Genomic DNA, 20111 nt, shown 5'->3' with positions numbered 1-20111 from the left:
CCGTGACAGCATCCTGGCGCCGTGCCGCCCGCCTGCTCGCCCTAGCCGGGCTCCTTGCTCCGATCGTTGCCGCCTGTAGCGCTGGCGGTCTCGGACCCAAAGTCAACCGCGCCGCCTTCGGTTCCGAGTACGGTTCCGCCTCGCCGCGCGTCACCAACAATCCCAATCCGCCCAAGGGTGGCGGCCGCTACCAGGTCGGGAAGCCCTACACGGTCGCCGGCCGCACCTATGTGCCGCAGGAAGACCCGGACTATGTCGCCACCGGCGGCGCGTCCTGGTACGGTGCCGACTTTCACGGCCGCCGCACCGCCAATGGCGAAATCTTCTCCGCCAATGCGATCACCGGTGCCCACCCAACGCTGCCGCTGCCATCCTATGTTCGCGTCACGAACCAGGCGAATGGCCGCTCCATTATCGTCCGCGTGAACGATCGTGGACCCTATATGCCCGGGCGCATCATGGACCTGTCCTACCGGGCGGCGTCCATGCTCGGCTATGTCACCAAGGGCTCCACCAGCATCAAGGCCGAATATGTCGGCCCCGCGCCGCTCGAAGGCGACGACACCCGCATGCTGATGGCGAGCTATAGCGGCCCCGCCGATTTCGACACCGGCGCCGCCTATCGCACTGCGGACAACACCAACAGCCTCGCCGATATCGCCGGCAACTTCTTCGGTGGTCTGTTCTCCTATGCCGACACCACGCCAGTTCAGGCTGGAGCGGGGATCGGTAGCGCCCAGGCCGCCGTCAACGCCATGGCAAGCGGCGACGCTACCCTGGCCAAGTTGAACCTGCCGCTCGGCGTGTTCGCCAGCGCCGACAACGCCGCCAGCGTGGCGCAGCAATTTGCCCTGCTTGGCTCGGTCGACGAAGAACGCGTCGAGATCGATGGCCGCACCGCTACGCAACTCACCATGACGCAACTGAAGCCCGGCGCGACAAGAAGTGATGTCGAGGCTCTGGCCCACTCGCTTGGCCTTGGCGACGGCAGGCTCTATTGATCGTTGAGGACTGAAGGGGAGGCGTCGGTGAAGCGGTTCGGCATTCTGGTTTTGGCTCTGCTGGCGTTCGTCGCCCCGGCGTTCGCCCAGGTTGAGTTCGAGACCCAGGCCAGGTTCGCCGTCCTCACCGACTTCGAATCCGGCACCGTCATTTTCCAGAAGGACGCCGATCAGCCCATGGAGCCGGCCAGCATGGCCAAGCTCATGACGCTTGCCGTCGTCTTCGACGAGATCAAGAACGGGCGGTTGTCGCTCGATGATCAGTTCTACGTTTCGGAAAACGCCTGGCGGACCGGCGGGGCCATGTCCGACGGCTCCACCATGTTCGCCGAACTCAATTCGCAGATCCGCGTCGAAGACCTGATCCGCTCCGTCATCATCCAGTCCGGCAATGATGCTGCCATCGTCCTTGCAGAAGGGATTGCCGGCTCGGAGAGCACCTTCGCGCTGATGATGAACGAGCTGGCGCAGGATATCGGCCTGACCGGCTCGCACTTCACCAACTCCACCGGCCTGCCGGACCCGGACATGTATGTAACCGCGCGGGATCTCGCGACCCTGGCGCGCCACCTGATCCGCGACTACCCCGACTACTACCACTACTTCTCCGAACCCGAGATGGAGTGGAACGGCATCCGCCAGCCCAACCGCAACTCGCTGGTCGAGCAGGGTATCGGCGTCGATGGCCTCAAGACCGGCCACACCGAAGCGTCGGGCTACGGCTCGGTGATCTCGAGCGATGCCGGCGACCGGCGGCTGATCGCCGTTGTTCACGGCCTCACCTCCATGGCGCAGCGCAACGAAGAGGGCCGCAAGCTCATCACCTGGGGTGCAAGGGCCTTCGAGCGCGTTGCCGCCTATCCCGAAGGCACCGTCATCGCCACCGCAGACGTCTATGGCGGCGAAGCGCCCTCCGTCGGGCTGGTCGGGGAGGGGGAGGTGGCGCTCTACCTGCCGCGCGGCTCCCGCCGGTGCCTCAATGCCCAGGTGGTCTATACGGGCCCACTCATGCCCCCTGTGACGCAGGGCGAAGAAGTCGCCGAACTGCGCGTCTTCTGCGAGGACCGTCTGGTGCAGACGGCGCCCCTCTATGCCGCTGAAACAGTCGGGGAGGGCGACATCACCCGCAAGGCCACCGACGCTCTCAAGCAGCTGGCGCTGGGCTGGCTGCCGTAAGGACGCGCGAAGGCACTGTATTCGCCGCCCGAGTCGGGTAAAACGGCGTCATGTCCGAAGCTTCCTCAGCCACGAGCCGCGCCCGTTTCATCACCTTCGAAGGTGGGGAAGGCGTCGGCAAGTCCACCCAGGTTAAGCGCCTGCTGCAGCACCTGCAGCAGAACGGCATCGACGCCGTCCGGACGCGCGAACCGGGCGGTACCGCAAAGGCGGAAGCCATCCGTTCATTCATCCTTCAGGGGCGTTCGGAAAGCTGGGGGGCGGGCGCGGAAGCCGTGCTCTTCGCCTCCGCCCGCCTCGACCATGTCCGCCAGCTCATCGCGCCCAACCTCGCCGCCGGCACCTGGGTGCTGTGCGACCGCTTCCACGATTCCACCCGCGCCTATCAGGGCCTGACCGGCGGTGTCGACGAGCGGCTAATCGGGGAACTCGAGACCCTGGCGCTCGACGGCCATGTCCCCGACCTGACCATCGTTCTCGACATGGACCCGGAGATCGCCTTCCGCCGCGTCGAGCAGCGCCAGCTCGCAGATGGCTTGAAGGTCACCGGCGATCGCTTTGAAAAGGAAGAACTCGACTGGCATCGCACCCTGCGTGATGGCTTCCTCGCCATCGCCAATGCCAACCCCGAACGCTGCGTGGTGCTGGATGCCGATCGCGACGAGGACGAACTCGAGCGGGTGATCTGGGCCACGGTATCGGCGCGTTTCCCTGAAGCTGTGGCAGGCGCCGAGGCGTGACCGATCCCGATGCCATCGACGGCGTACCGGAGCCCGAGCGCCGGCAGCGCGCCCGTGGCCACGACGAGGCGCGGCAGGCCGTGCTCGGCACCCTCGCCGCTGGTCGGCTGCCCGGCGCCATCATGCTCCACGGCCCGCAGGGCATCGGCAAGGCCACCTTCGCCTTCGAGATGGCGGTGGCGCTGCTGACGGCCACCGGCGACGAACCGGAGCACCGCGTCGCCGAACAGGTTGCGGCGCTCTCCCATCCCAATCTGTTCCTGCTGCGCCGCAGCCCCAAGGACAGCAAGGGCTTCTACACCGTCATCCGGGTGGAAGAAGTCCGCCAGGTGCGCGACGGACTGCACCACACCCGCGGCCGCTCCGGTCACCGCGTCGTGGTCATCGACTCCATCGACGACTGCAACCCCTCCGCCGCCAATGCCCTTCTGAAGACGCTGGAGGAGCCGCCGGCGGACACCACCTTCTTCCTGATCTCGCACCGGCCGGGGCAGTTGCTGCCCACCATCCGTTCCCGCTGCCACAACCTGGCACTGCGGCCGATTGCCGACGCCGATGTCGAGGCGGTGCTGCGCGAGCATGACCCCGCCCTCGGGCAGACAGAGTTGCAGCTTGCCGTCACGCTCGCCGGCGGTCGCCCGCGCCGCGCCTTCGAAACGCTGGCTCTGGCACCGGACTCCGCTTTGGGCGGGCTGCAGGCCTGGCTGACTAATCCGTTGTCGCATCCCACCGCCGTTCCCTTGAGCCTTGCCGATGCCTTGGGTGCCAGCTCGCAGGGGCCGGAACTCTCGTTTGCCCGCGAGATGCTGTTCGACTGGCTGGCGGACGAAGCGCGGAACGCTGCCCTGCCGCCGCTCAACCGCGCGCGCCTTGCCTCGGCCACCGAGCTATGGGAGAAGGCGAACGCCCTCTTCGCCGAGGCCGACGAGATCAATCTGGATATGAAACAGACCCTCGCCGCCCTGTTCGATGCGATCAGCCGGCACGTCGCCCTCACTCAGCCCGCCGCCGAGCCACAATGACCCCCAAGCCGTTCTACGTCACCACCGCGATCGCCTATCCCAATGGCGCCCCCCATATCGGGCATGCCTATGAGATGATTGCGACCGACGCCATCGCCCGCTTCCAGCGCTTGGCGGGTCGGGAAACCTACTTCCTCACCGGCACTGACGAGCACGGCATCAAGATGGTGCAGACTGCGACGGCCGCGGGCATCACCCCGCGCGAACTCGCCGACCGCAATGCTGCCGAGTTCCAGCGCCTCGCCGGCGTGCTCAACGTCTCCAACGACGACTTCATCCGCACCACCGAGCCGCGGCACCACCAGGCCTCGCAGGAGATCTGGCGCCGCATGGCCGGCAACAACAATGGCGACATCTTCCAGTCCACCTACAAGGGCTGGTACTCGGTCCGCGACGAGGCCTATTTCGACGAGGACGAGCTCACCGAGCGGGACGGCAAGCGCTTCGCGCCCTCCGGCGCCGAGGTGAACTGGGTCGAGGAGCCAACTTACTTCTTCCGCCTGTCCGCCTATCAGGACCGACTGCTCGAACTCTACGAGACCAATCCCGATTTCATCGCTCCTCGCGAGCGTCGTAACGAGATCATCTCGTTCGTGAAGAGCGGGCTGCAGGACCTGTCGATCTCCCGCACCACCTTCGATTGGGGCATTCCCGTGCCGGATGCCCCCGGCCACGTGATGTATGTGTGGGTGGACGCGCTCACGAACTACATCACCGGCCTCGGCTTCCCTGATGAGCAGAACGAACTCTGGCAGAAGTTCTGGCCGGCGGATCTGCACGTCATCGGCAAGGACATCATCCGCTTCCATACGGTCTACTGGCCGGCCTTCCTGATGAGCGCCGGCCTGCCGGTGCAGCACCGCGTCTTCGCTCACGGCTTCCTGACCGTTGACGGGCAGAAGATGTCGAAGTCGCTCGGCAACGTCATCGATCCGTTCGATCTCGTGGAAGAGTTCGGCGCCGATGCGGTCCGCTACTTCTTCCTGCGTGAGGTCTCCTTCGGACAGGACGGTGACTACAGCCGCGAGAAGCTGACCAATCGCGTCAACGCCGACCTCGCCAACAATCTCGGCAATCTGGCGCAGCGCTCGTTGTCGATGATCAACAAGAACTGCGACGGCAAGGTGCCGCAGTTCGGCCATGCGACGCCTGCCGACGAGCAGCTTGAGCAGGAAGTCGGCGAAGCTATCCAGGCGGCGCAGTCCCTGATGGACCAGCAACTGATCCACGATGCCATCGGGGCCATCATCGGCGCGCTCAGTTCCGCCAACAACTACTTCGCCGCCCAGGAACCCTGGGCGCTGAAGAAGTCTGACCCGGAGCGCATGGCGACGGTGCTCTACCGCACGGCCGACACCGTGCGGCGCCTCGCCATTCCCATGCTGGCCTTCGTTCCGGCTGCCGCCGCCAAGCTGCTCGATCAGCTCGCCGTGCCGGAGGAGGATCGCCTGCTGGCTCTGGCCTTGGTTCGCGACCGGCTGGTGCCCGGCACGGAACTGCCGGCGCCGCAGGGCGTCTTTGCCCGTATCGAGCGCAAAGCCGAATAGCCATGTTGATCGACAGCCACTGCCACCTCGACTTCCCGGAACTGTCCGCCGATCTCGATGGCGTGCTGGCCCGTGCTGCGGCAGCGGGCGTCAGCGGAATGGTGACGATTTCCACACGTGTGGAAAACTTCGCCACCTACACGCGAATCGCAGAACAGCACGGGAACATCTGGTGCTCCGTCGGCACGCATCCCCACAACGCCCACGAAGAACTGCATATCACGACGGATGAGCTTGTTCGACTAAGTGCCCATCCGCGCTGCGTTGCCGTCGGCGAAGCCGGGCTCGACTACTTCTACGACAACGCGCCACGCGACGCGCAGGCAACAGGCCTCCGTCGTCACATCGCGGCGGCGCGGACCACCGGTCTTCCACTGGTTATCCACAGCCGCCAGGCCGATGACGACATGGCCGCCATCCTCGAGGAAGAGGCGGGGCAGGGGGCCTTCCCCTTCCTGCTCCACTGCTTCACCGGTGGTGCCGACCTCGCCCGGCGCGCACTCGCCCTCGGCGGCTACATCTCCTTTTCCGGTATCGTCACCTTCCGCAACGCCAGGGAGATCCAGGAGGTCGCCGCCTTCGTGCCTTCCGACCGCTACCTCGTGGAAACCGACGCTCCCTATCTCGCGCCCATTCCGCATCGCGGCCAGTCGAACGAGCCGAGCTTCGTCATCCACACGGCGCAGAAGCTGGCCGAGATCCGGGGCGTGACGCTGGAGCAGGTCGGCACCGAAACCACCGCCAATTTCGCGCGCCTGTTCAGCAAGACCGGGCTCGCCTGATCCATGCCCATGCCGGACAGGATCGTCGCGACCATTCTCGGCTGCGGCTCGTCCGGTGGCGTGCCGCGCATCGGCAATGTCTGGGGCGCCTGTGATCCGAACAACCCGCGCAACCGGCGCCGGCGCTGTTCGCTGCTGATCGAAGCCTGGAGCGGTGACGAGCCCGAGCCGACGCGCGTTCTCATCGACACCGGACCCGACCTGCGTGAGCAACTGCTCGACGCCCATGTCGATCGTGTCGATGCCGTGGTCTATACCCATGCCCATGCCGACCACATCCACGGCATCGACGATCTGCGGGTGTTGGCACTGCACAATCGCAAGCGTGTCGACGTCTTTTTCGATGCCGAGACCGGCCGGCGGCTCCACCAAGCCTTCGGGTACTGCTTCGTCACCCCGCCCGGTAGCGATTATCCCCCGATCCTCAATGGTTACGAGATCGGCGGTAACGAAACGCTGTCAATTCATGGCCCGGGAGGCACGGTTTCACTGCAGGTGTTCGAGCAGTTGCACGGCAAGATCACCTCGCTCGGCTTCCGCGTCGCGGACTTCGCCTACTCGGTCGATCTGTCTGGATTCCCTGAAGAATCCTTCCCCGCGCTCCGGAATCTGGACCTCTGGATCATCGACGCCCTGCGCCCGACGCCGCACCCCAGCCACCTCAGCCTGCCGGAAACCCTTGACTGGATTGAGAAATTCCAGCCACACCGGGCGATCATCACCGACATGCACATCGACATGGACTACGCCACGCTCGTAGCCGAGTTGCCCGAGCACATCACCCCGGCCTTCGACGGCATGCGCATCGACGTGCTCGCCGGAAAAGTGCTGAACTACTAAGGGCTTAGCGGAACGCCGGGATCACATGCCGCCCATAGCCGGCGATGATCTCCTCCTCGTCGCCGCTGTCCAGATAGATGTTGAACTGCGTCACCCCCGCCGCCTCGAGTTCGCGGATCTTGCCGATATGATCATCCGGATCGCCCAACACGCAGAAGCTTTCCACCACATCGTCGGTGATGAAGTCGAGATACGGGTTATCCGCTTGTCCGTGCTTGGAATAATCGTATCCGCGGCGCTTCTCGATATAGCTCGTCAGGCTCTTCGGCACCCGGTCTGAATCCGAGCCGTACTTCTCGACGATGTCCGCCACATGGTTGCCCACCATGGCCGGAAACCACTTGGTCGCCTCAATCGCACGCCTCTTGTCGCCGAAATAGGCCGGTGCCGCGGCCATCGAGCGGTAGTTCGACATATCCCGTCCAGCCGCCTTGCCGGCCTCGATGCACTGGTCGGTGAACCACTTGCAGAGGCCCGGATCGGCAATCTGCAGCACCACGCCATCGGCATGCTCGCCGGCGGTCTTCAGCGCCAGCGGGCCGTAGGCGGCAATCCAGCTTGGCATTTCATGGCCGACAGCCCAAGGGAACTTCACGGCAGCCGGGATCTCGCCGTAGGTGACTTCTTCGCCCCGCACCATCGCCTGGGTCTTGTGGATGAACTCGGCGACGCGGGCGAGTGTCGCGGGCTTCTTGCCCATCACCCGCATCGAGGAGTCGCCACGGCCCACCGCCAGGTCGAAACGGCCGCCGGATTGCTTGGACAGCGATCCGAAGATGGAAGCCGCCACCGACCAGTCGCGCACGTCGGGGTTTGTAACCAGGGGCCCGAAGCGCATGTGCGTCGTGTGCTCCATGCACATCGCAATGGCCGCGTAGCAGTCGCGCCAAAGAATGTGGGAGTCGTAGAACCAGCAGTAGCTGAAGCCGGCATACTCCGCGGCGCGGACCAGGTAACGGGCTCGCTCGGCTTCAATAAAGCCCTTGAACGTGATGCCGAATTCCATGCTTTTCCCTCCGCCCCAGCCGCCAGAAATTTGACCAGCCGATCAAATTTTTGGGTGCGGCACTGATGATTGTCAATCGGGATTCAGCGTCAGTAGGCAATCAGCGGCTTGCCGGTGACAGGATGCGCTATCACGCTTGCCTCGATACCGTACACGTCGCGCAGCAGGGCAGGTGTCAAGACGTCTTCGGGAGCACCCTCGGCGACTATCCGGCCGTAGTTCATCACCACAAGGCGGTCGCAGTACCCGGCCGCCAGATTCAGGTCGTGAATGGCCATGAGCACTGTCAGTCCGGCGGTCGCGCGGCCACGCAACAGTTCGAGCATGTGCCGTTGTGCACGCATATCGAGGTGGCTGGTGGGCTCGTCCAGGACAAGAAGGCGTGGCTGTTGCGCCAGTGCGCGCGCCAAATGAACGCGTTGCTGCTCGCCGCCGGACAAGGTGTTGAACACGCGGTCGGCGAAAGCACTGAGTTCGACCGCCGCGAGCGCCTGCTCAACGATGGTCTCATCTTTTTCGCTGGGCTCCGCCTGCCACGACGGCTGATGCGGCAGCCGGCCAAGTCCGACGACCTCGCGCACGGTGATGCGGGTCTCCGTCGTGGCAGTCTGCTCGACGAAGGCGCAAATCTTGGCCCGTTCCCGCCGACCCATTGCGAGCAGATCCGCCCCGGCAAAATGCACCTCGCCGCCAACGGTCTCGCCGAGGCCAAGGGCAGCGCGCATCATGGTGGATTTGCCGGCGCCGTTCGGGCCGACAAGGCCGGTGATCTGCCCGGCCGGCGCCGACAACGTCGCCGCGTCCACGATCGTCTGCTCGCCGCCGTGCACGCTCAGCCGCGTGACAACAAGCCCGCTCACGTCATCCTCCGGAAGCGCAACAGCACCAGCAGGAAGGCGGGAGCGCCGATCATCGCCGTGATGATGCCGACCGGCAGCTCGCGAGGATCGAACCCGGTGCGAGCGGCGGTATCGCACCACACCATGAAGATCGCCCCCGTCAACATGCACACCGGCAGCAGCAGGCGGTGCCGGGTACCAACCATCAGGCGCACCACATGCGGCACGATCAGCCCGACGAAGCCGATGGCTCCACCCACTGCCACCAGCACGCCGGTGACAAGGGCGGTCCCTCCAAGCAGCAGCCAGCGCAGCCGCCTGACGTCGACACCAAGCGACGCAGCGGCGGTGTCGCCGAAGGCGAAGGCATCGAGCGCGCCCCCGACCGGCAGCAGCGGCAGTCCAGCCGCCAGCACCACCACGATGGCCAGCAGCGCCTCGGGCCAGGTGACCCCGCCGAGCGAGCCCATCAGCCAGCTCAGGATCTCGCGATAAGAGTCCCCCGTTGCCGTCCAGAAGATCAGAAACGACGTGGCGGCAGCCGCAAGCGCTGAGATGGCGATGCCGGCCAGGATGGCCCGGGTAGGGGTGGCGCCCCCGAGTAGGCCGGTAATGGAGAGCGTCACCACCAACGTGGCCACCGCGCCCAGGAACGCCCCCAGCGGCATCAGCAGGCTGGCGCCCGCGACCATGAACACCACGGCGCCCAGTGCTGCACCGGAGGACAAACCCAGCAGATAAGGGTCGGCGAGCGGATTTCGCGTCAGCGCCTGCATGACCGCGCCGCAAAGCGCCAGACCGGCACCGGTTGCCGCCGCCGCCAGCAGCCGAGGCAGTCGCAGGTCAACGACGATCGCGGTTCGCAGGCGCGACAGGTCGGCCTCGGCAAGGCCCACCCGCGCAGCGACAGCCCGTATCACCTCCGCTGCGGCGATGTCGGCTGGGCCGATGGTCAGGGCAACCATCAAGCTTGCCAGCAACAGCACCACAAGCGCGAATAAGACGGTGCCGATGCCGACACGGCGGCCTCGCCTCATTCCGTGAAATCGAGGCTGGCGAGCTGCTTCGCGAGGTCAGCCACAGCGGGGACGTTCCGCACTCCAGCTTCCGAGGCAGGAAACGGAATGACGAGGTATCGCTCGTTTCGGACCGCGGACATCTGGCTGGTGATCGGGTTCTCCCCGAGAAGCTTCCGCTTCTGCTCTACCGAGTTCCAGGCAGCGTCCACTAGAACGATCACGTCCGGGTCGGCATCGGCGATCGCCTCCCAGCTGGCCGATATCCAGCCGTCGTCGACATCGGCAAAGATGTTGGCCAGCCCGAGACCGTTCATGATCATCGCGGGCGCGTTGCTTCCGGCACCAACGTACGGAGTCTTCGTCCCGGAGGAGTACCAAACTGCGGTCAGGTTTCGTTCATCCACGTTCACGGAAGCGAGTTGAGCCTGTTGATTCGCCACCAACGCCTCGGCCGCGGCGGCTGCGTCCATGATGCCGCCCATCTCGCGAATCTCCGCGAAGACCTGTTCGAAAGAGAGGGCAGGGGGCTTCACACTCCGGCAGGCAGCCGGAGTCACATAGGAGGGGATACCCAGGGCAGCCCAACTCTGGCGCTCGCCCGCGCCATCGCCGACGAAGTTGCTCTCCCAGCCGCCGTAGACAAAGTCCGGATCGGCCTCGAGCACAACCTCCTGCGCCGGAAGCTTGTCGGACAGGACCTGGAGGTCTGCCGCGCTAGAGGCCCAGGGTTCCGGAACCGGTCCATCCTGGAAGGCGACGGCCGCAATCCGATCCTCCAGCCCCAGTGCGAGCAACAGCTCAACCGCATTGGACTTGATCGCCACGACGCGCTGTGGTGCTGCGGAGACGACGACGTCCACGCCACAGTTGTTGACCCTGAGAGGGTAGCTGGTCTGCGCCAGCGCCGGCGTCCCGAGCATCGTCACGGCCAAGGCAGCGCCAAGCCAGGGCCTCACGAGCTGCTCTCCTGCGCCGAACTCTGCCGTCGCTCGGCTTTGATCTCGGCCATCGCCGCCTCATAGCCGAGCCGATAAGCCTCGGCCGAGCCGAAGCGGAACATGTCGTCGTCCACCGCTCGCACTAGGCTGCGCGCTCCGGCAGTCTCGAGGCCGGTGACGAGCCGCGCCATCCCGCGAATGACTGCCACGGGGATGCCGTTGGTCTTGCCCTTTACCAGGTCGGCGGCGCCCGCAAGTTCGTCGGCCAGCACGGCGACCGTGACATGCAGCGGCCGCCCGTTCGCGTCGACGTCGCCACGGAGATCGTCGGTGAGCTGCAGCCCGGCGGCGCCGATAGCGACGTCGGTCTGCCCGACGCGCCACGGCCGCCCGATGGTGTCGGTGATGATGATGCCGACTGCAACGCCGAGTTGCTCCCTAAGCCCGGCGCAAAGCGCACGTGCCGAGCGGTCGGGGTCCTCCGGCAGCCGCAGCGCCACCCCTTCGGGCACGTTGGACATGTCGATGCCCGCCGCCGCCATGATCAGGCCCTGCCGCGTCTCGACGATCTTGGTGGTGCCGCCGAGGTGAACCCGTTCGGCGACGATGCGGACGGTGTCCTCGGAGATCGCCTTCTCGCGCTCGGAGGCCGGCACCTGTCGGCCCTCAGCCTTGGAGACGATCTTGCTGGTAACCACCAGGATGTCCCCGTCGGCGAGCGCGCCTGCTGGATCACCAGCGGCCTGTACTGCCGCGGCCTCGGCGATCAGCGCAACCAGATCGTCCCCCGGCTGGACCTCGGGGATGCCGGTCAGGCCCCAGATGCTCAGCCGCGGGATGGTCATTTCGTTGCCTCCGGCGAAGTCAGTTGCCGCAACCGCGGCAGGATGTGCTCGGCGTAGAGCTTGATAAAGCGGCTCTGGTCCAGGCCCGGTGCGTGGAACACCAGGTGATCGAAGCCATAGTCGATATAGGTCTTGATGGCGGCGACATGCTCGTCGGGGTCGCTCGAGACGATCCAGCGTTTGGCGACGCGCTCGATCGGCAGTTCCGCGGCAAGCCGTTCCATTTCCGCCGGATCCTGCACCGAGTGCTTTTCTTCCGCGGAGAGGGAGAGGGCCGCCCATTCGCGGGTGTCCTCGAGGGCCTTGGCATGATCGGTGTCGAACGAAACCTTCACCTCGATCATCCGCTCGAATGGCCTCTCGGCATGGTCGGATTCCAGCCGCCCGGCGGCGACGTTCGGCAGAAGCTGTTCGGTATAAAGCTCCGCGCCCTTGCCGGAGGTGCAGATGAAGCCATCACCCGCTCGGCCGGCATATTTGGCATTCAGCGGCCCGCCCGCAGCCAGGTAGATCGGCACCATCTCATCTGGCTTGTCGTAGATCGTCGCATTGACGGTGCGGTAGAACTCGCCCTCGAAACTGACGCGCTCCTCGCTCCAGAGCAGCCGGATCAGCTTCACCGCCTCGCGCAGGCGGGCCGAACGTTCTTTCAGCTCCGGCCACTCCATCCCGGTCGAAGGGACTTCGTTGAGCGATTCCCCGGTGCCCACTCCCAGGATGACGCGGCCCGGAAACATAGCGCCCAGGGTGCCGAAGGCATGAGCGACCACGGACGGGTGCAGGCGAAACGTGGGTGTCAGCACCGAAGTGCCGAGAATCACCCGCTCGGTCCGCGCCAGCACAGCCGCCATCCAGGCCGGTGCAAAGGGCGCATGTCCGTCGGTGTGCTTCCAGGGCTGGAAGTGGTCGCTGACCCAGACCGAATCAAACCCGGCAGCCTCCGCCTCTACGGCGAACTGCAGCAGCGCGTTCGGGGCAAACTGCTCCGCCGATGCCTTGTATCCGAACCGCATCCCTACCTCCGCGCCTGCTGAAACATTTTGACCAAGTGGTCAAAGATGTCCAGTGGTGCTCTGAGGGTACTCAACTTGCGGGTGTCGGCAACGTAGATTTGGTCCGCTGCGTTGTGCTGGCGGAGGAGCAAATGAGTTCGAGTCACTTCATCGTCTATCTGCGCGACGCCGTCTGGCAATACACCTATCGCGGTAGCGCGGTTGGCCCGTTCACCAGCCGTGACGAGGCGATCGACGTCGCGATCAAGGCAGCACGCGACAGCCAGGACCCTGAGGCTGAGGTTATCGTGCAGGATCCCGAGACTCGCACCGAGACCGTGTGGCGGCCCGAGGAAAGCAGTTGAGGGTCAGCGGACCGGGTTTTTGGGCGGCACGGACCGTAGGTGCTCGAGCAGATAGGCATGGGTCGCCGGATTGGCGACGATCAAGACCCCCGTGCGTTCGAACACGTCCGGGCCGCGCCCCCACCAGTCCGTGACCAACCCGCCAGCTTCCTCCACCAGAAGAATCCCGGCCGCCGTGTCCACAAACCCGGTTTCTTCGAAATAGCCGGTCAGCCGGCCGCAGGCGACGTAGGCGCAGGAGTTTGCGGCACTGCCGACAACCCGGACCGCACCGATCGGTGCCCGGATCCAGTCCAGCCGCTGGTAGGCACCCCGATGGAGGGACAGATTGGGTGTGGGCAAGCCGGTGCCGATACACATCATGCCGACGTCGGACGAGCTGCTGACGCGCAGCCGCTCCCCGTTGAGGAAGGCTCCGCTCCCCTTCACCGCGGTGAACATCTCATCCGCCACCGGGTTGTACACGAGCCCACAGACCGTCTCATTGCCACGCCGCAGGGCGATGGTGATTGTGTAGTGCTGGCCGAAGATGAAGTTGGTCGTGCCGTCGATCGGGTCCACCAACCACCGGTACTCGCGATCGGATCCTTCTACCGGGGCGAACTCCTCTCCCGTGAGGCTCCAGCTGGGGTTTATGGCGAACAGCCGCTTGCGGATCAGTTGCTCCGAGGCGCGGTCGGCCTCGGATACGAAATCCCCGGGCCCCTTAACCCCGATCTCCAGCTCCCGAAAACGCTTGAAGTGCTCGAGGGTTAAGGCTCCCGCTTCACGCGCTGTGTCAGCCATGATGTCGAGGATTCTGCTGTAATCGGTGCTCATGATGCGAGGGCCGCAAGCAGCCCCTCCGGGTCGTCGGTGGTAATCTGGTCGACCTTCAGCGCAAGCAGCCGGTCCACCTGAGACAGGCTGGCTGGTGTCACTTCGCGGATGGTCCAGGCGTCGACGCGTCGGCCGTCCGCGTGAACTGTTCCGACGATGTCCCGGTCGGCGGCCAGCACGATCTCATGGCTGAGATAGATGAATTCCGCGTCCGGCGCAGTGCGCAGGGCAGTGTCGATGAAACCCTTGAAGTCACCCGTGCTCTGCAGGCGAGCGAGAGAATCCCCGTAGCAGGGATCGTACCCTGTCCGCAGCCCGGGCGTCGTTTCCGCCAACATCCGGACGGCCTCGGCATCGCCGCCGGAGAGGATCATGTGAGCGCTGTGCGGTCCCACGCTCGCCGCAAAAGAAGCGACCGTCTCCGCATCAAGCGCTGCCACATCCTCCTTGAAATCAAGTTGCAGCAGCGCGTGCGGGTCCGGCGGCTCCCGATCGAGCAGCTCGCAGAGGTCCTCCAGCAACATCACCTGGTCGGGTAGGGGGGTGCCCCGATTGTCCCGCAGATGCAATTGCCGCAGGGCTGCCGCTCCGGTTTCCCGGACAGCGCCTCGGCCGGTTGTTTCCTCGTCCAGGGTGAGGTTGTGCAGGATGGCGCAACCGTGGTCGGCATGGATAACGAGGTCCACTTCAACGCTTGCGCCGAGCCGCATCCCCTCGAGAATGCGCGCACCGGTGAACGCGGGATCGGAGATGCGGCGCCGGCCGCGGTGCCATTTCAGCCAAGTGCGGTGGCCGCCCCGATCGATGGAAAGCGGATCGACCATATCAGCTCCGGTAGATGCGGGCGCTGCCGCGATAAGCCGCCAGCTCGCGGGGCGCCAGGTCGAAGCGTTGTCCGTTTCGGAACAGATCCGGATGCGAAACCATGGCCTTCAGGCGGGTACCATCGTCGAGATCCAGATAGACGAGGCCATGGGTGCCGTAGTCGGTAACGCGATGCACCTTGGCGACGCCGTCGTCGGCGGCGACGAGATCCAGCGACTCCGGCCGAACCGCCAGGGTTGCGTCGCCATCGGCCACGGGCAGTGGCACTTGGAAACGTCCACGCGCAAAGGCGCCGCTCTTAACCGTGCCCTCCACCAGGTTCATCGTCCCGATGAAGCCGGCAACGAATGGCGTCTGCGGCTCCCGATACACCACGTCGGGACGGTCGATCTGCTCTGTACGCCCATCCCGCATGACCACGATGCGGTCGGCCATCGACAAGGCTTCGTCCTGCCCGTGGGTCACGAACAGCGTGGTGATGCCGAGGCGCTGCTGGATATCGCGGACCTCCTCGCGCAGTCGTTCGCGCAAGTGTTGGTCGAGGCTCGCAAACGGCTCGTCGAGGAGCAGTATCTTCGGTTCGAGCACCAGGGATCGAGCGAGGGCCACGCGCTGCTGCTGCCCCCCGGACAGTTTGGCGACGTGCCGGTCGCCATAGCCGGCGAGTCCAACCAGTTCCAGGACTCCCTCGACCCGGCGCTTGATCTCGGCCGCGGGTATGCGCCGCAGCTTCAGGCCGAAAGCAAGGTTCTTGAACACGCTCATATGGGTCCACAGCGCGTGGCTCTGGAAGACCATGCCGGTGGGCCGCTTTTCGGGTGGCAGGCGAGTGATGTCCTCGCCGTCGATGGTGATTTGGCCACCCGTTGGTGTTTCGAAGCCGCCGACCATGCGCAGCAGCGTCGACTTACCCGAGCCGGACGGACCCAGAAGGCAGACGAGCTCGCCGTCGGCGACATCGAGGGAGAAGCTGTCGACGGCGCGAACACTGCCCGCGAAGAGCTTGGAGACGTTATTGATCTTGAGGACGGACATACTCAATCCCTGAGGCTGGAACGAGGGGCGCGGCCGTTGGCAGCATCCTCACGCACCGAACCCGCGTGCAAACGAACCGCCACCGATGACTCGGCGGGCGAAGATAAGGGCGATGAAGGACGGTACCCAGAGCATCACGGACAGCACCGCTCCGAACTGAATGACCATCTGGTTGTTGATGAACGAGATCATCAGCACCGGCATGGTGCGGATACCCGGAGCTCCGATCAGCCACGCTCCCTCAGTTTCATAGAACGTGCCGACAAAGCTCAGCAGCACCGCCGCCGCAATGGTCGGCCCGGCCTGGGGCAGGGTGATGGACCAGAAGACCCGCAGTGGTGAAGCTCCGACGTCGCGAGCTGCCTCTTCCATGCGCCGATCGACAGACTGGAACGCCGCCACCGGAATCCAGATCATGAAGAGCAGCGTGCCGACGAGCTGAATAAGCACCACGCCCCAGAACGTGCCGATGAGGTTGAGCTGCAGGAAGATCGCGGCGATGGCGATGAGTAGGCCGAACTTCGGAAACGCATGGCCGGCCAGGAACGAGAAGAACAGCACGGTACGGCCGGGAAAGTCCATGCGGGCGAACGCGTAAGCTGCCGGCAGACAGATGGCGGCCGACAACAGTGTCACCACGGTCGATAGCTGCAGGCTGAGCGTCAGCGCGGACCAGACATCGGGCCGCGACAGCGTCTGGTTCCAGAACCGCAGCCCGAACTGCTGCGGTATCACGCTTGGATACCGCCAGACCTCGGTGAACGCCCAGGTGGCCACGACCACGAGAGGCAGGACGATGGCAGCCGAAAGCAGTACTGCGAAGACGATACCGGTCCAGTCGGTGCGTGGACGGGGCATGGCAAGGGTGCTCATGTCACTTCCCTTGGTTGCGCGCGACCGAGCGCACGTAGAACAGGCCGAACGCGATGCAGAACCCGAACGTAATCACTGCTTGGGTGATGGCGTTGAGCGGATCGTTCACCTCGCGGAAGGTGCGGTTCATGAACGGCCCCATCATCTCCGGCGCCGCCGGACCCAGGAGGTAGGGCAGGGTGAACGACGAGAAGATGCCGAGCACCGCGAATGACACTGCAACCAGCACGGAATTGGAGATTCGCGGCAGGATGATGTGCCAGAACACCTGCAGCTTGTTGGCACCGACGTCGCGGGCGGCTTCTATGGCGTGGTTGCCCACATTGCCCAAGCCGGCCAGCAGAATCAGTACGGTCAGCGGGATGTTGTCCCACACCAATCCGATCACCGGCCCCCAGGGCGTGAGATAGGGTGTGCGGATTTTCGGCAGACCCACGGCGTTCAGCAGGATGTCCACCATGCCGTTCGGCCCAAGCACACGGATGAACGCGTAGGCCAGGATGATCGATGGCACGAACATCGGAAAGATCGCCAGCGCCTGGACATAAGCGGGCAGCCTTCCAGCCGAGAAACGAAGATAAATCGCGATAGGCAGGCAGATGACCAGCAGCAGGATCGCGCACATCAGCGTCGTCCATAGCGTCACCGTCAGGTTGTTGAGGCTGTACTGGTCCGAAAAGAAGAAGACATAGCTGGAAAGGGTAAACTCCATTTCGCCAGCAGCATTGGGTCGCCAGATGGTGCGGCCGATGGCGTTGACGATCGGCCAGATCACCAGCCAGGCGACCAGCAACACTGGCAGGGCGACGAGCAGGAGGCCGTGTGGCCTCCTGTTGTCAGGCGAAGTTTCCATGAGCGGACGGGCCGCTCCGTCAGCCAGGTCCGTCACGAGTTGCGGTCGACGTTCGGAGCCACGTTGCGGTACCAGCCATCATTGATGGCCGCTTCCCACTGGCCACCCGGGAAGGTCGGGATGGTCTGCGGCACGATGTCAGCAAAGCGCTCACGGAGTTCGGGCGAGATGTAGTCCCACGATACGCCTGGGAAGCCGCCGAGCTCGGTCAGGATGGCGCTCTGAATTTCTTCGGAGAGAATGAAGTCGGCGAGTTTCAGCGCCGCATCGCGGTTCGTGCCGTTCTCGATCACGATCGAGCGGGTAAAGCCCCCAGCCAGCGCCAGATCCTGCAACTGCACCAGTCCGGTATCCGCTGGCAGCACACCTTGGTCGATGGCCTGCAGGACCTGATCGGACCAGACCGGGATCATGGTGACCACGCCCTGGCTCAGCAGTTGCAGCGACTGGGTATTGCCGGAGGAATAGGCACCGTTGTCGTAAAGGGATGGAGCAATGTCCTTGAGGAGCTCCCAGGCCTTGCCCAGTGCTTCCTCACCGAACTCCGGCGTGTAGTTGTCGACGGTGAAGGCCGCCGGATCAAGTCCGTTCGCCTGGTGGATCGCGCGGCGCACGAAATTGCCGCCCGAACCGCCTTTGTCCGGCCGGTTGTAGACGAACTGACCGGGATTGGCCTTGATCCAGGCCACGAGCTCGTCCCACGTCTTTGGCGCGTCTGCGGGCGACAATTTGGTGCTGTCATAGGCCAGCAGCACCTGCGAGCCGCGATAGGGCAGACTGTAGTCGCTCTGGATCGCGAGGGGATTGATCTTGTCGTAGTTGGAGAGCCCGGCCTCCTTGATGTTCGTGTAGACGCCGGCCTCGATGGCGCCAGCCGGCAGCAGCGCATCGCCGGATTCGAAGAAGTCGGCCTGCGGATCCGTGTTGGTCTGCTTGGCGGCGATCGCCCGCTCGCCGATGGCAATGATGCCGGCGCCGTCGCCGGCGTCCACGAGATTAAGGGTGATATCGGGATTGGCGGCCTCGAAAGCCGGCTTCACCGTATTGGTCCAGAAGTCGAGAATGTTGCTGTCCGAGCTGGTGTACCAGTCGATCACGCCTTCGGCGGCAATGGACAACCGGGGCAGGAGGGTTAGCCCGGCCAAGCCACCTGCTGCGGAAATCATGAAGTCACGACGTTTCATCTAGCTTCTCCCATCAGAGCGGCCCTGCGGCCGCCGCGCTGTCATCGCCGATATGCGGAGGCAGCGTTCGGCACGCGGCCGAGTGGCAAACCGGATCGGCACCGGCGCGCCCGCCTCATGGGCCTCCTCCCCATGCGACCCGCAGACGGAAGGCAGTCCCAATCTTGTGTCGGGTAGTGCCGCGTCGCAAAGTGATCGCACTGCAAGACAACACCCAAAGCCGCTTGCACACAAGTGCAATCGTCAGCCCATTTCAGGTGCGTAGTAGGGGTCGTGCATAACGCTTTGATGACACACGCGGCTTTTGCGCACGTGTGCACGGGATTGTCAGCCTTCAGCCGGCGGCGGGCCGAACCGAGCGCCGCCAGACCGGTATCGGCTCGATTATGCGGCGGCTCCCGTCCCCGAGGCCGGGGTTTAGCAGCAACTCCACCACGGCGTCGGCCATGATGTCGAGTGGCTGCGCGAACGTGGTGAGCTGGTAGGATTGCCAGCCGGCTTGCTCGATATCGTCGAATCCCACGACACACAGATCCTCGGGGATACGAAGGCCGAATTCCAGCCGCGCCGTATCCATGAAGCCGAGCGCCAGCAGGTCGGTGACGCAGAAGACCCCGTCCGGCGCCTGCGAGCGCCCGAACAGGCGGCGTGCGGCCTCCTGGCCCGATTGGTAGGTGGTCGGGCCGGCCTCGGTGATGGTGACCGACATGCCTTCCGCAGCCGCGGCTTCCACGAACACCCGTTTCCGCTCCATCAGGCTGGCCGTGCGCGCCGTGGAGGCGATCAATCCAAGCCGCTGGCAGCCGGCCCGGCGCAACAGGAACAACGCCTCGCGCCCGGCCATGGCGTTGTCCACGCCCAGATTGCTGGAACCGACCAGGCCATCGTCACGATTGATCAGAATGACCTGCTGACCGTTGGCCAGACAGGTTTCAATCAGCGAAGCAGGGGGTGTACCCGAGAGCACCACGGTCGCATCGGCTCGGTAGTTGAGCGTCTGCTTCAGCGCCGAAGAGACGCTGCCGGTATCGGTTTCGGTGTTGATCACCATGGTGATCTTGCCGGCGGCTTGCAGCTTGCTGGTCAGTACGTCGACCATGCGCGCACGAATCGGCGTGGTCATGTCGGCGACGACGAGGCAGACGATGTTGCTCCGTTCGCGCAGCACTCGCGCCAGATGGTTCACGTGGTAACCCAGCGCGGCGGCCGCCTCGAGCACCTTGCGCCGCGTCGCGTCGGACACGCTGGCGCCATCGGTGAAGGTCCGCGATACCGCCGACCGTGACACACCGGCACGCTCCGCGACCATCTGGGCGGTGACAAAGGTCCGGGATCTGGTATCGCGCATAACGGCTGGCGCTCCGGTAAAGCCGGGATTAGTGAGAACAAGCCGACATCGCGTCAAGAGCA

At 64.8% G+C, this 20111-nt stretch carries 21 protein-coding genes; 8 read left to right on the top strand and 13 right to left on the bottom strand.

The window, feature by feature from the left end; genetic code table 11:
* Positions 1 to 2 precede the first annotated feature (2 nt).
* Genes ACFSX5_RS18300 through ACFSX5_RS18270 form a run of 7 tightly spaced genes read left to right on the top strand, consistent with a single transcriptional unit; the run spans position 3 to position 7108 of the window.
* Positions 3 to 1001, top strand: a complete 999-nt coding sequence (locus ACFSX5_RS18300; RefSeq protein ID WP_386835376.1) for a septal ring lytic transglycosylase RlpA family protein — start codon at positions 3 to 5, stop codon at positions 999 to 1001.
* 27 nt (positions 1002 to 1028) lie between these two features.
* A complete protein-coding gene (locus ACFSX5_RS18295; RefSeq protein WP_386835374.1) occupies positions 1029 to 2177 on the top strand; it encodes a D-alanyl-D-alanine carboxypeptidase family protein in 1149 nt (382 codons plus the stop codon).
* Between the two features lie 50 nt (positions 2178 to 2227).
* Positions 2228 to 2917 (top strand): dTMP kinase, encoded by a 690-nt coding sequence (gene tmk / locus ACFSX5_RS18290; RefSeq protein ID WP_386835373.1) that lies wholly within the window; start codon positions 2228 to 2230, stop codon positions 2915 to 2917.
* Positions 2914 to 3939, top strand: a complete 1026-nt coding sequence (locus ACFSX5_RS18285) for an AAA family ATPase (RefSeq protein WP_386835372.1) — start codon at positions 2914 to 2916, stop codon at positions 3937 to 3939. Before tmk ends, ACFSX5_RS18285 begins: the two co-directional genes overlap by 4 nt.
* The gene (metG, locus tag ACFSX5_RS18280) at positions 3936 to 5486 is read left to right on the top strand and encodes a methionine--tRNA ligase (RefSeq protein ID WP_386835370.1); all 1551 of its coding nucleotides are present in this window, start codon (positions 3936 to 3938) and stop codon (positions 5484 to 5486) included. Before ACFSX5_RS18285 ends, metG begins: the two co-directional genes overlap by 4 nt.
* Before the next feature lie 2 nt (positions 5487 to 5488).
* Positions 5489 to 6268: a TatD family hydrolase gene (locus ACFSX5_RS18275; RefSeq protein ID WP_386835369.1), complete on the top strand. Its 780-nt coding sequence runs from the start codon at positions 5489 to 5491 to the stop codon at positions 6266 to 6268.
* Between the two features lie 9 nt (positions 6269 to 6277).
* The gene (locus ACFSX5_RS18270) at positions 6278 to 7108 is read left to right on the top strand and encodes an MBL fold metallo-hydrolase (RefSeq protein WP_386835367.1); all 831 of its coding nucleotides are present in this window, start codon (positions 6278 to 6280) and stop codon (positions 7106 to 7108) included.
* A 4-nt stretch (positions 7109 to 7112) separates the two neighbouring features.
* Here the strand turns inward: ACFSX5_RS18270 and ACFSX5_RS18265 are convergent, their stop codons facing one another.
* The 6 genes from ACFSX5_RS18265 to fgd all read right to left on the bottom strand — a co-directional run bounded on the left by ACFSX5_RS18265 (position 7113) and on the right by fgd (position 12768).
* Complete coding sequence (locus ACFSX5_RS18265) at positions 7113 to 8114, bottom strand: TIGR03842 family LLM class F420-dependent oxidoreductase (RefSeq protein WP_386835366.1); 1002 nt, start codon at positions 8112 to 8114, stop codon at positions 7113 to 7115.
* An 89-nt stretch (positions 8115 to 8203) separates the two neighbouring features.
* On the bottom strand, positions 8204 to 8974 hold the full coding sequence (locus ACFSX5_RS18260) for an ABC transporter ATP-binding protein (protein ID WP_386835364.1): 771 nt from the start codon (positions 8972 to 8974) through the stop codon (positions 8204 to 8206).
* Entirely contained in the window at positions 8971 to 9990 is a 1020-nt protein-coding gene (locus ACFSX5_RS18255) for a putative F420-0 ABC transporter permease subunit (protein ID WP_386835362.1), read from the bottom strand. The genes ACFSX5_RS18260 and ACFSX5_RS18255 overlap by 4 nt, the downstream gene beginning before the upstream one ends.
* Entirely contained in the window at positions 9987 to 10898 is a 912-nt protein-coding gene (locus tag ACFSX5_RS18250) for a putative F420-0 ABC transporter substrate-binding protein (protein ID WP_386835686.1), read from the bottom strand. The genes ACFSX5_RS18255 and ACFSX5_RS18250 overlap by 4 nt, the downstream gene beginning before the upstream one ends.
* 26 nt (positions 10899 to 10924) lie before the next feature.
* Complete coding sequence (locus ACFSX5_RS18245) at positions 10925 to 11755, bottom strand: coenzyme F420-0:L-glutamate ligase (RefSeq protein WP_386835361.1); 831 nt, start codon at positions 11753 to 11755, stop codon at positions 10925 to 10927.
* Positions 11752 to 12768: a glucose-6-phosphate dehydrogenase (coenzyme-F420) gene (fgd, locus tag ACFSX5_RS18240; RefSeq protein ID WP_386835359.1), complete on the bottom strand. Its 1017-nt coding sequence runs from the start codon at positions 12766 to 12768 to the stop codon at positions 11752 to 11754. The genes ACFSX5_RS18245 and fgd overlap by 4 nt, the downstream gene beginning before the upstream one ends.
* Before the next feature lie 131 nt (positions 12769 to 12899).
* On the opposite strand from fgd, the gene ACFSX5_RS18235 reads away from it, so the two are divergent.
* On the top strand, positions 12900 to 13112 hold the full coding sequence (locus ACFSX5_RS18235) for a DUF2188 domain-containing protein (RefSeq protein WP_386835357.1): 213 nt from the start codon (positions 12900 to 12902) through the stop codon (positions 13110 to 13112).
* A gap of 3 nt (positions 13113 to 13115) precedes the next feature.
* On the opposite strand, the gene ACFSX5_RS18230 is transcribed toward ACFSX5_RS18235, so the two are convergent.
* The 7 genes from ACFSX5_RS18230 to ACFSX5_RS18200 all read right to left on the bottom strand — a co-directional run bounded on the left by ACFSX5_RS18230 (position 13116) and on the right by ACFSX5_RS18200 (position 20049).
* Entirely contained in the window at positions 13116 to 13931 is an 816-nt protein-coding gene (locus tag ACFSX5_RS18230) for an inositol monophosphatase family protein (RefSeq protein ID WP_386835355.1), read from the bottom strand.
* A complete protein-coding gene (locus ACFSX5_RS18225) occupies positions 13928 to 14755 on the bottom strand; it encodes a glycerophosphodiester phosphodiesterase (protein ID WP_386835353.1) in 828 nt (275 codons plus the stop codon). Before ACFSX5_RS18225 ends, ACFSX5_RS18230 begins: the two co-directional genes overlap by 4 nt.
* 1 nt (position 14756) lies before the next feature.
* Complete coding sequence (locus ACFSX5_RS18220) at positions 14757 to 15791, bottom strand: ABC transporter ATP-binding protein (RefSeq protein ID WP_386835351.1); 1035 nt, start codon at positions 15789 to 15791, stop codon at positions 14757 to 14759.
* Between the two features lie 48 nt (positions 15792 to 15839).
* A complete protein-coding gene (locus ACFSX5_RS18215; RefSeq protein WP_386835349.1) occupies positions 15840 to 16664 on the bottom strand; it encodes an ABC transporter permease in 825 nt (274 codons plus the stop codon).
* Between the two features lies 1 nt (position 16665).
* Positions 16666 to 17517, bottom strand: a complete 852-nt coding sequence (locus ACFSX5_RS18210) for an ABC transporter permease (RefSeq protein ID WP_386835348.1) — start codon at positions 17515 to 17517, stop codon at positions 16666 to 16668.
* Positions 17518 to 17549: 32 nt separating this feature from the next.
* A complete protein-coding gene (locus ACFSX5_RS18205) occupies positions 17550 to 18701 on the bottom strand; it encodes an extracellular solute-binding protein (RefSeq protein ID WP_386835346.1) in 1152 nt (383 codons plus the stop codon).
* Between the two features lie 334 nt (positions 18702 to 19035).
* Complete coding sequence (locus tag ACFSX5_RS18200) at positions 19036 to 20049, bottom strand: LacI family DNA-binding transcriptional regulator (protein WP_386835345.1); 1014 nt, start codon at positions 20047 to 20049, stop codon at positions 19036 to 19038.
* Positions 20050 to 20111 lie beyond the last annotated feature (62 nt).

Source organism: Devosia albogilva, from assembly GCF_042685625.1.
Classification (GTDB): Bacteria; Pseudomonadota; Alphaproteobacteria; order Rhizobiales; family Devosiaceae; genus Devosia; species Devosia albogilva.
This window is presented reverse-complemented; position numbering and strand designations above follow the sequence as displayed.

Bases quoted from the DNA above. Each gene is read 5' to 3' on its own strand.
- fgd (WP_386835359.1), bottom strand. From the start codon at position 12,768: ATGCGGTTCGGATACAAGGCATCGGCGGAGCAGTTTGCCCCGAACGCG.
- ACFSX5_RS18275 (WP_386835369.1), top strand. From the start codon at position 5,489: ATGTTGATCGACAGCCACTGCCACCTCGACTTCCCGGAACTGTCCGCC.
- ACFSX5_RS18200 (WP_386835345.1), bottom strand. From the start codon at position 20,049: ATGCGCGATACCAGATCCCGGACCTTTGTCACCGCCCAGATGGTCGCG.
- tmk (WP_386835373.1), top strand. From the start codon at position 2,228: ATGTCCGAAGCTTCCTCAGCCACGAGCCGCGCCCGTTTCATCACCTTC.
- ACFSX5_RS18235 (WP_386835357.1), top strand. From the start codon at position 12,900: ATGAGTTCGAGTCACTTCATCGTCTATCTGCGCGACGCCGTCTGGCAA.
- ACFSX5_RS18265 (WP_386835366.1), bottom strand. From the start codon at position 8,114: ATGGAATTCGGCATCACGTTCAAGGGCTTTATTGAAGCCGAGCGAGCC.
- ACFSX5_RS18270 (WP_386835367.1), top strand. From the start codon at position 6,278: ATGCCGGACAGGATCGTCGCGACCATTCTCGGCTGCGGCTCGTCCGGT.
- ACFSX5_RS18230 (WP_386835355.1), bottom strand. From the start codon at position 13,931: ATGAGCACCGATTACAGCAGAATCCTCGACATCATGGCTGACACAGCG.
- ACFSX5_RS18245 (WP_386835361.1), bottom strand. From the start codon at position 11,755: ATGACCATCCCGCGGCTGAGCATCTGGGGCCTGACCGGCATCCCCGAG.
- ACFSX5_RS18225 (WP_386835353.1), bottom strand. From the start codon at position 14,755: ATGGTCGATCCGCTTTCCATCGATCGGGGCGGCCACCGCACTTGGCTG.
- ACFSX5_RS18205 (WP_386835346.1), bottom strand. From the start codon at position 18,701: ATGAAACGTCGTGACTTCATGATTTCCGCAGCAGGTGGCTTGGCCGGG.
- ACFSX5_RS18215 (WP_386835349.1), bottom strand. From the start codon at position 16,664: ATGAGCACCCTTGCCATGCCCCGTCCACGCACCGACTGGACCGGTATC.
- ACFSX5_RS18255 (WP_386835362.1), bottom strand. From the start codon at position 9,990: ATGAGGCGAGGCCGCCGTGTCGGCATCGGCACCGTCTTATTCGCGCTT.
- ACFSX5_RS18210 (WP_386835348.1), bottom strand. From the start codon at position 17,517: ATGGAAACTTCGCCTGACAACAGGAGGCCACACGGCCTCCTGCTCGTC.
- ACFSX5_RS18220 (WP_386835351.1), bottom strand. From the start codon at position 15,791: ATGTCCGTCCTCAAGATCAATAACGTCTCCAAGCTCTTCGCGGGCAGT.
- metG (WP_386835370.1), top strand. From the start codon at position 3,936: ATGACCCCCAAGCCGTTCTACGTCACCACCGCGATCGCCTATCCCAAT.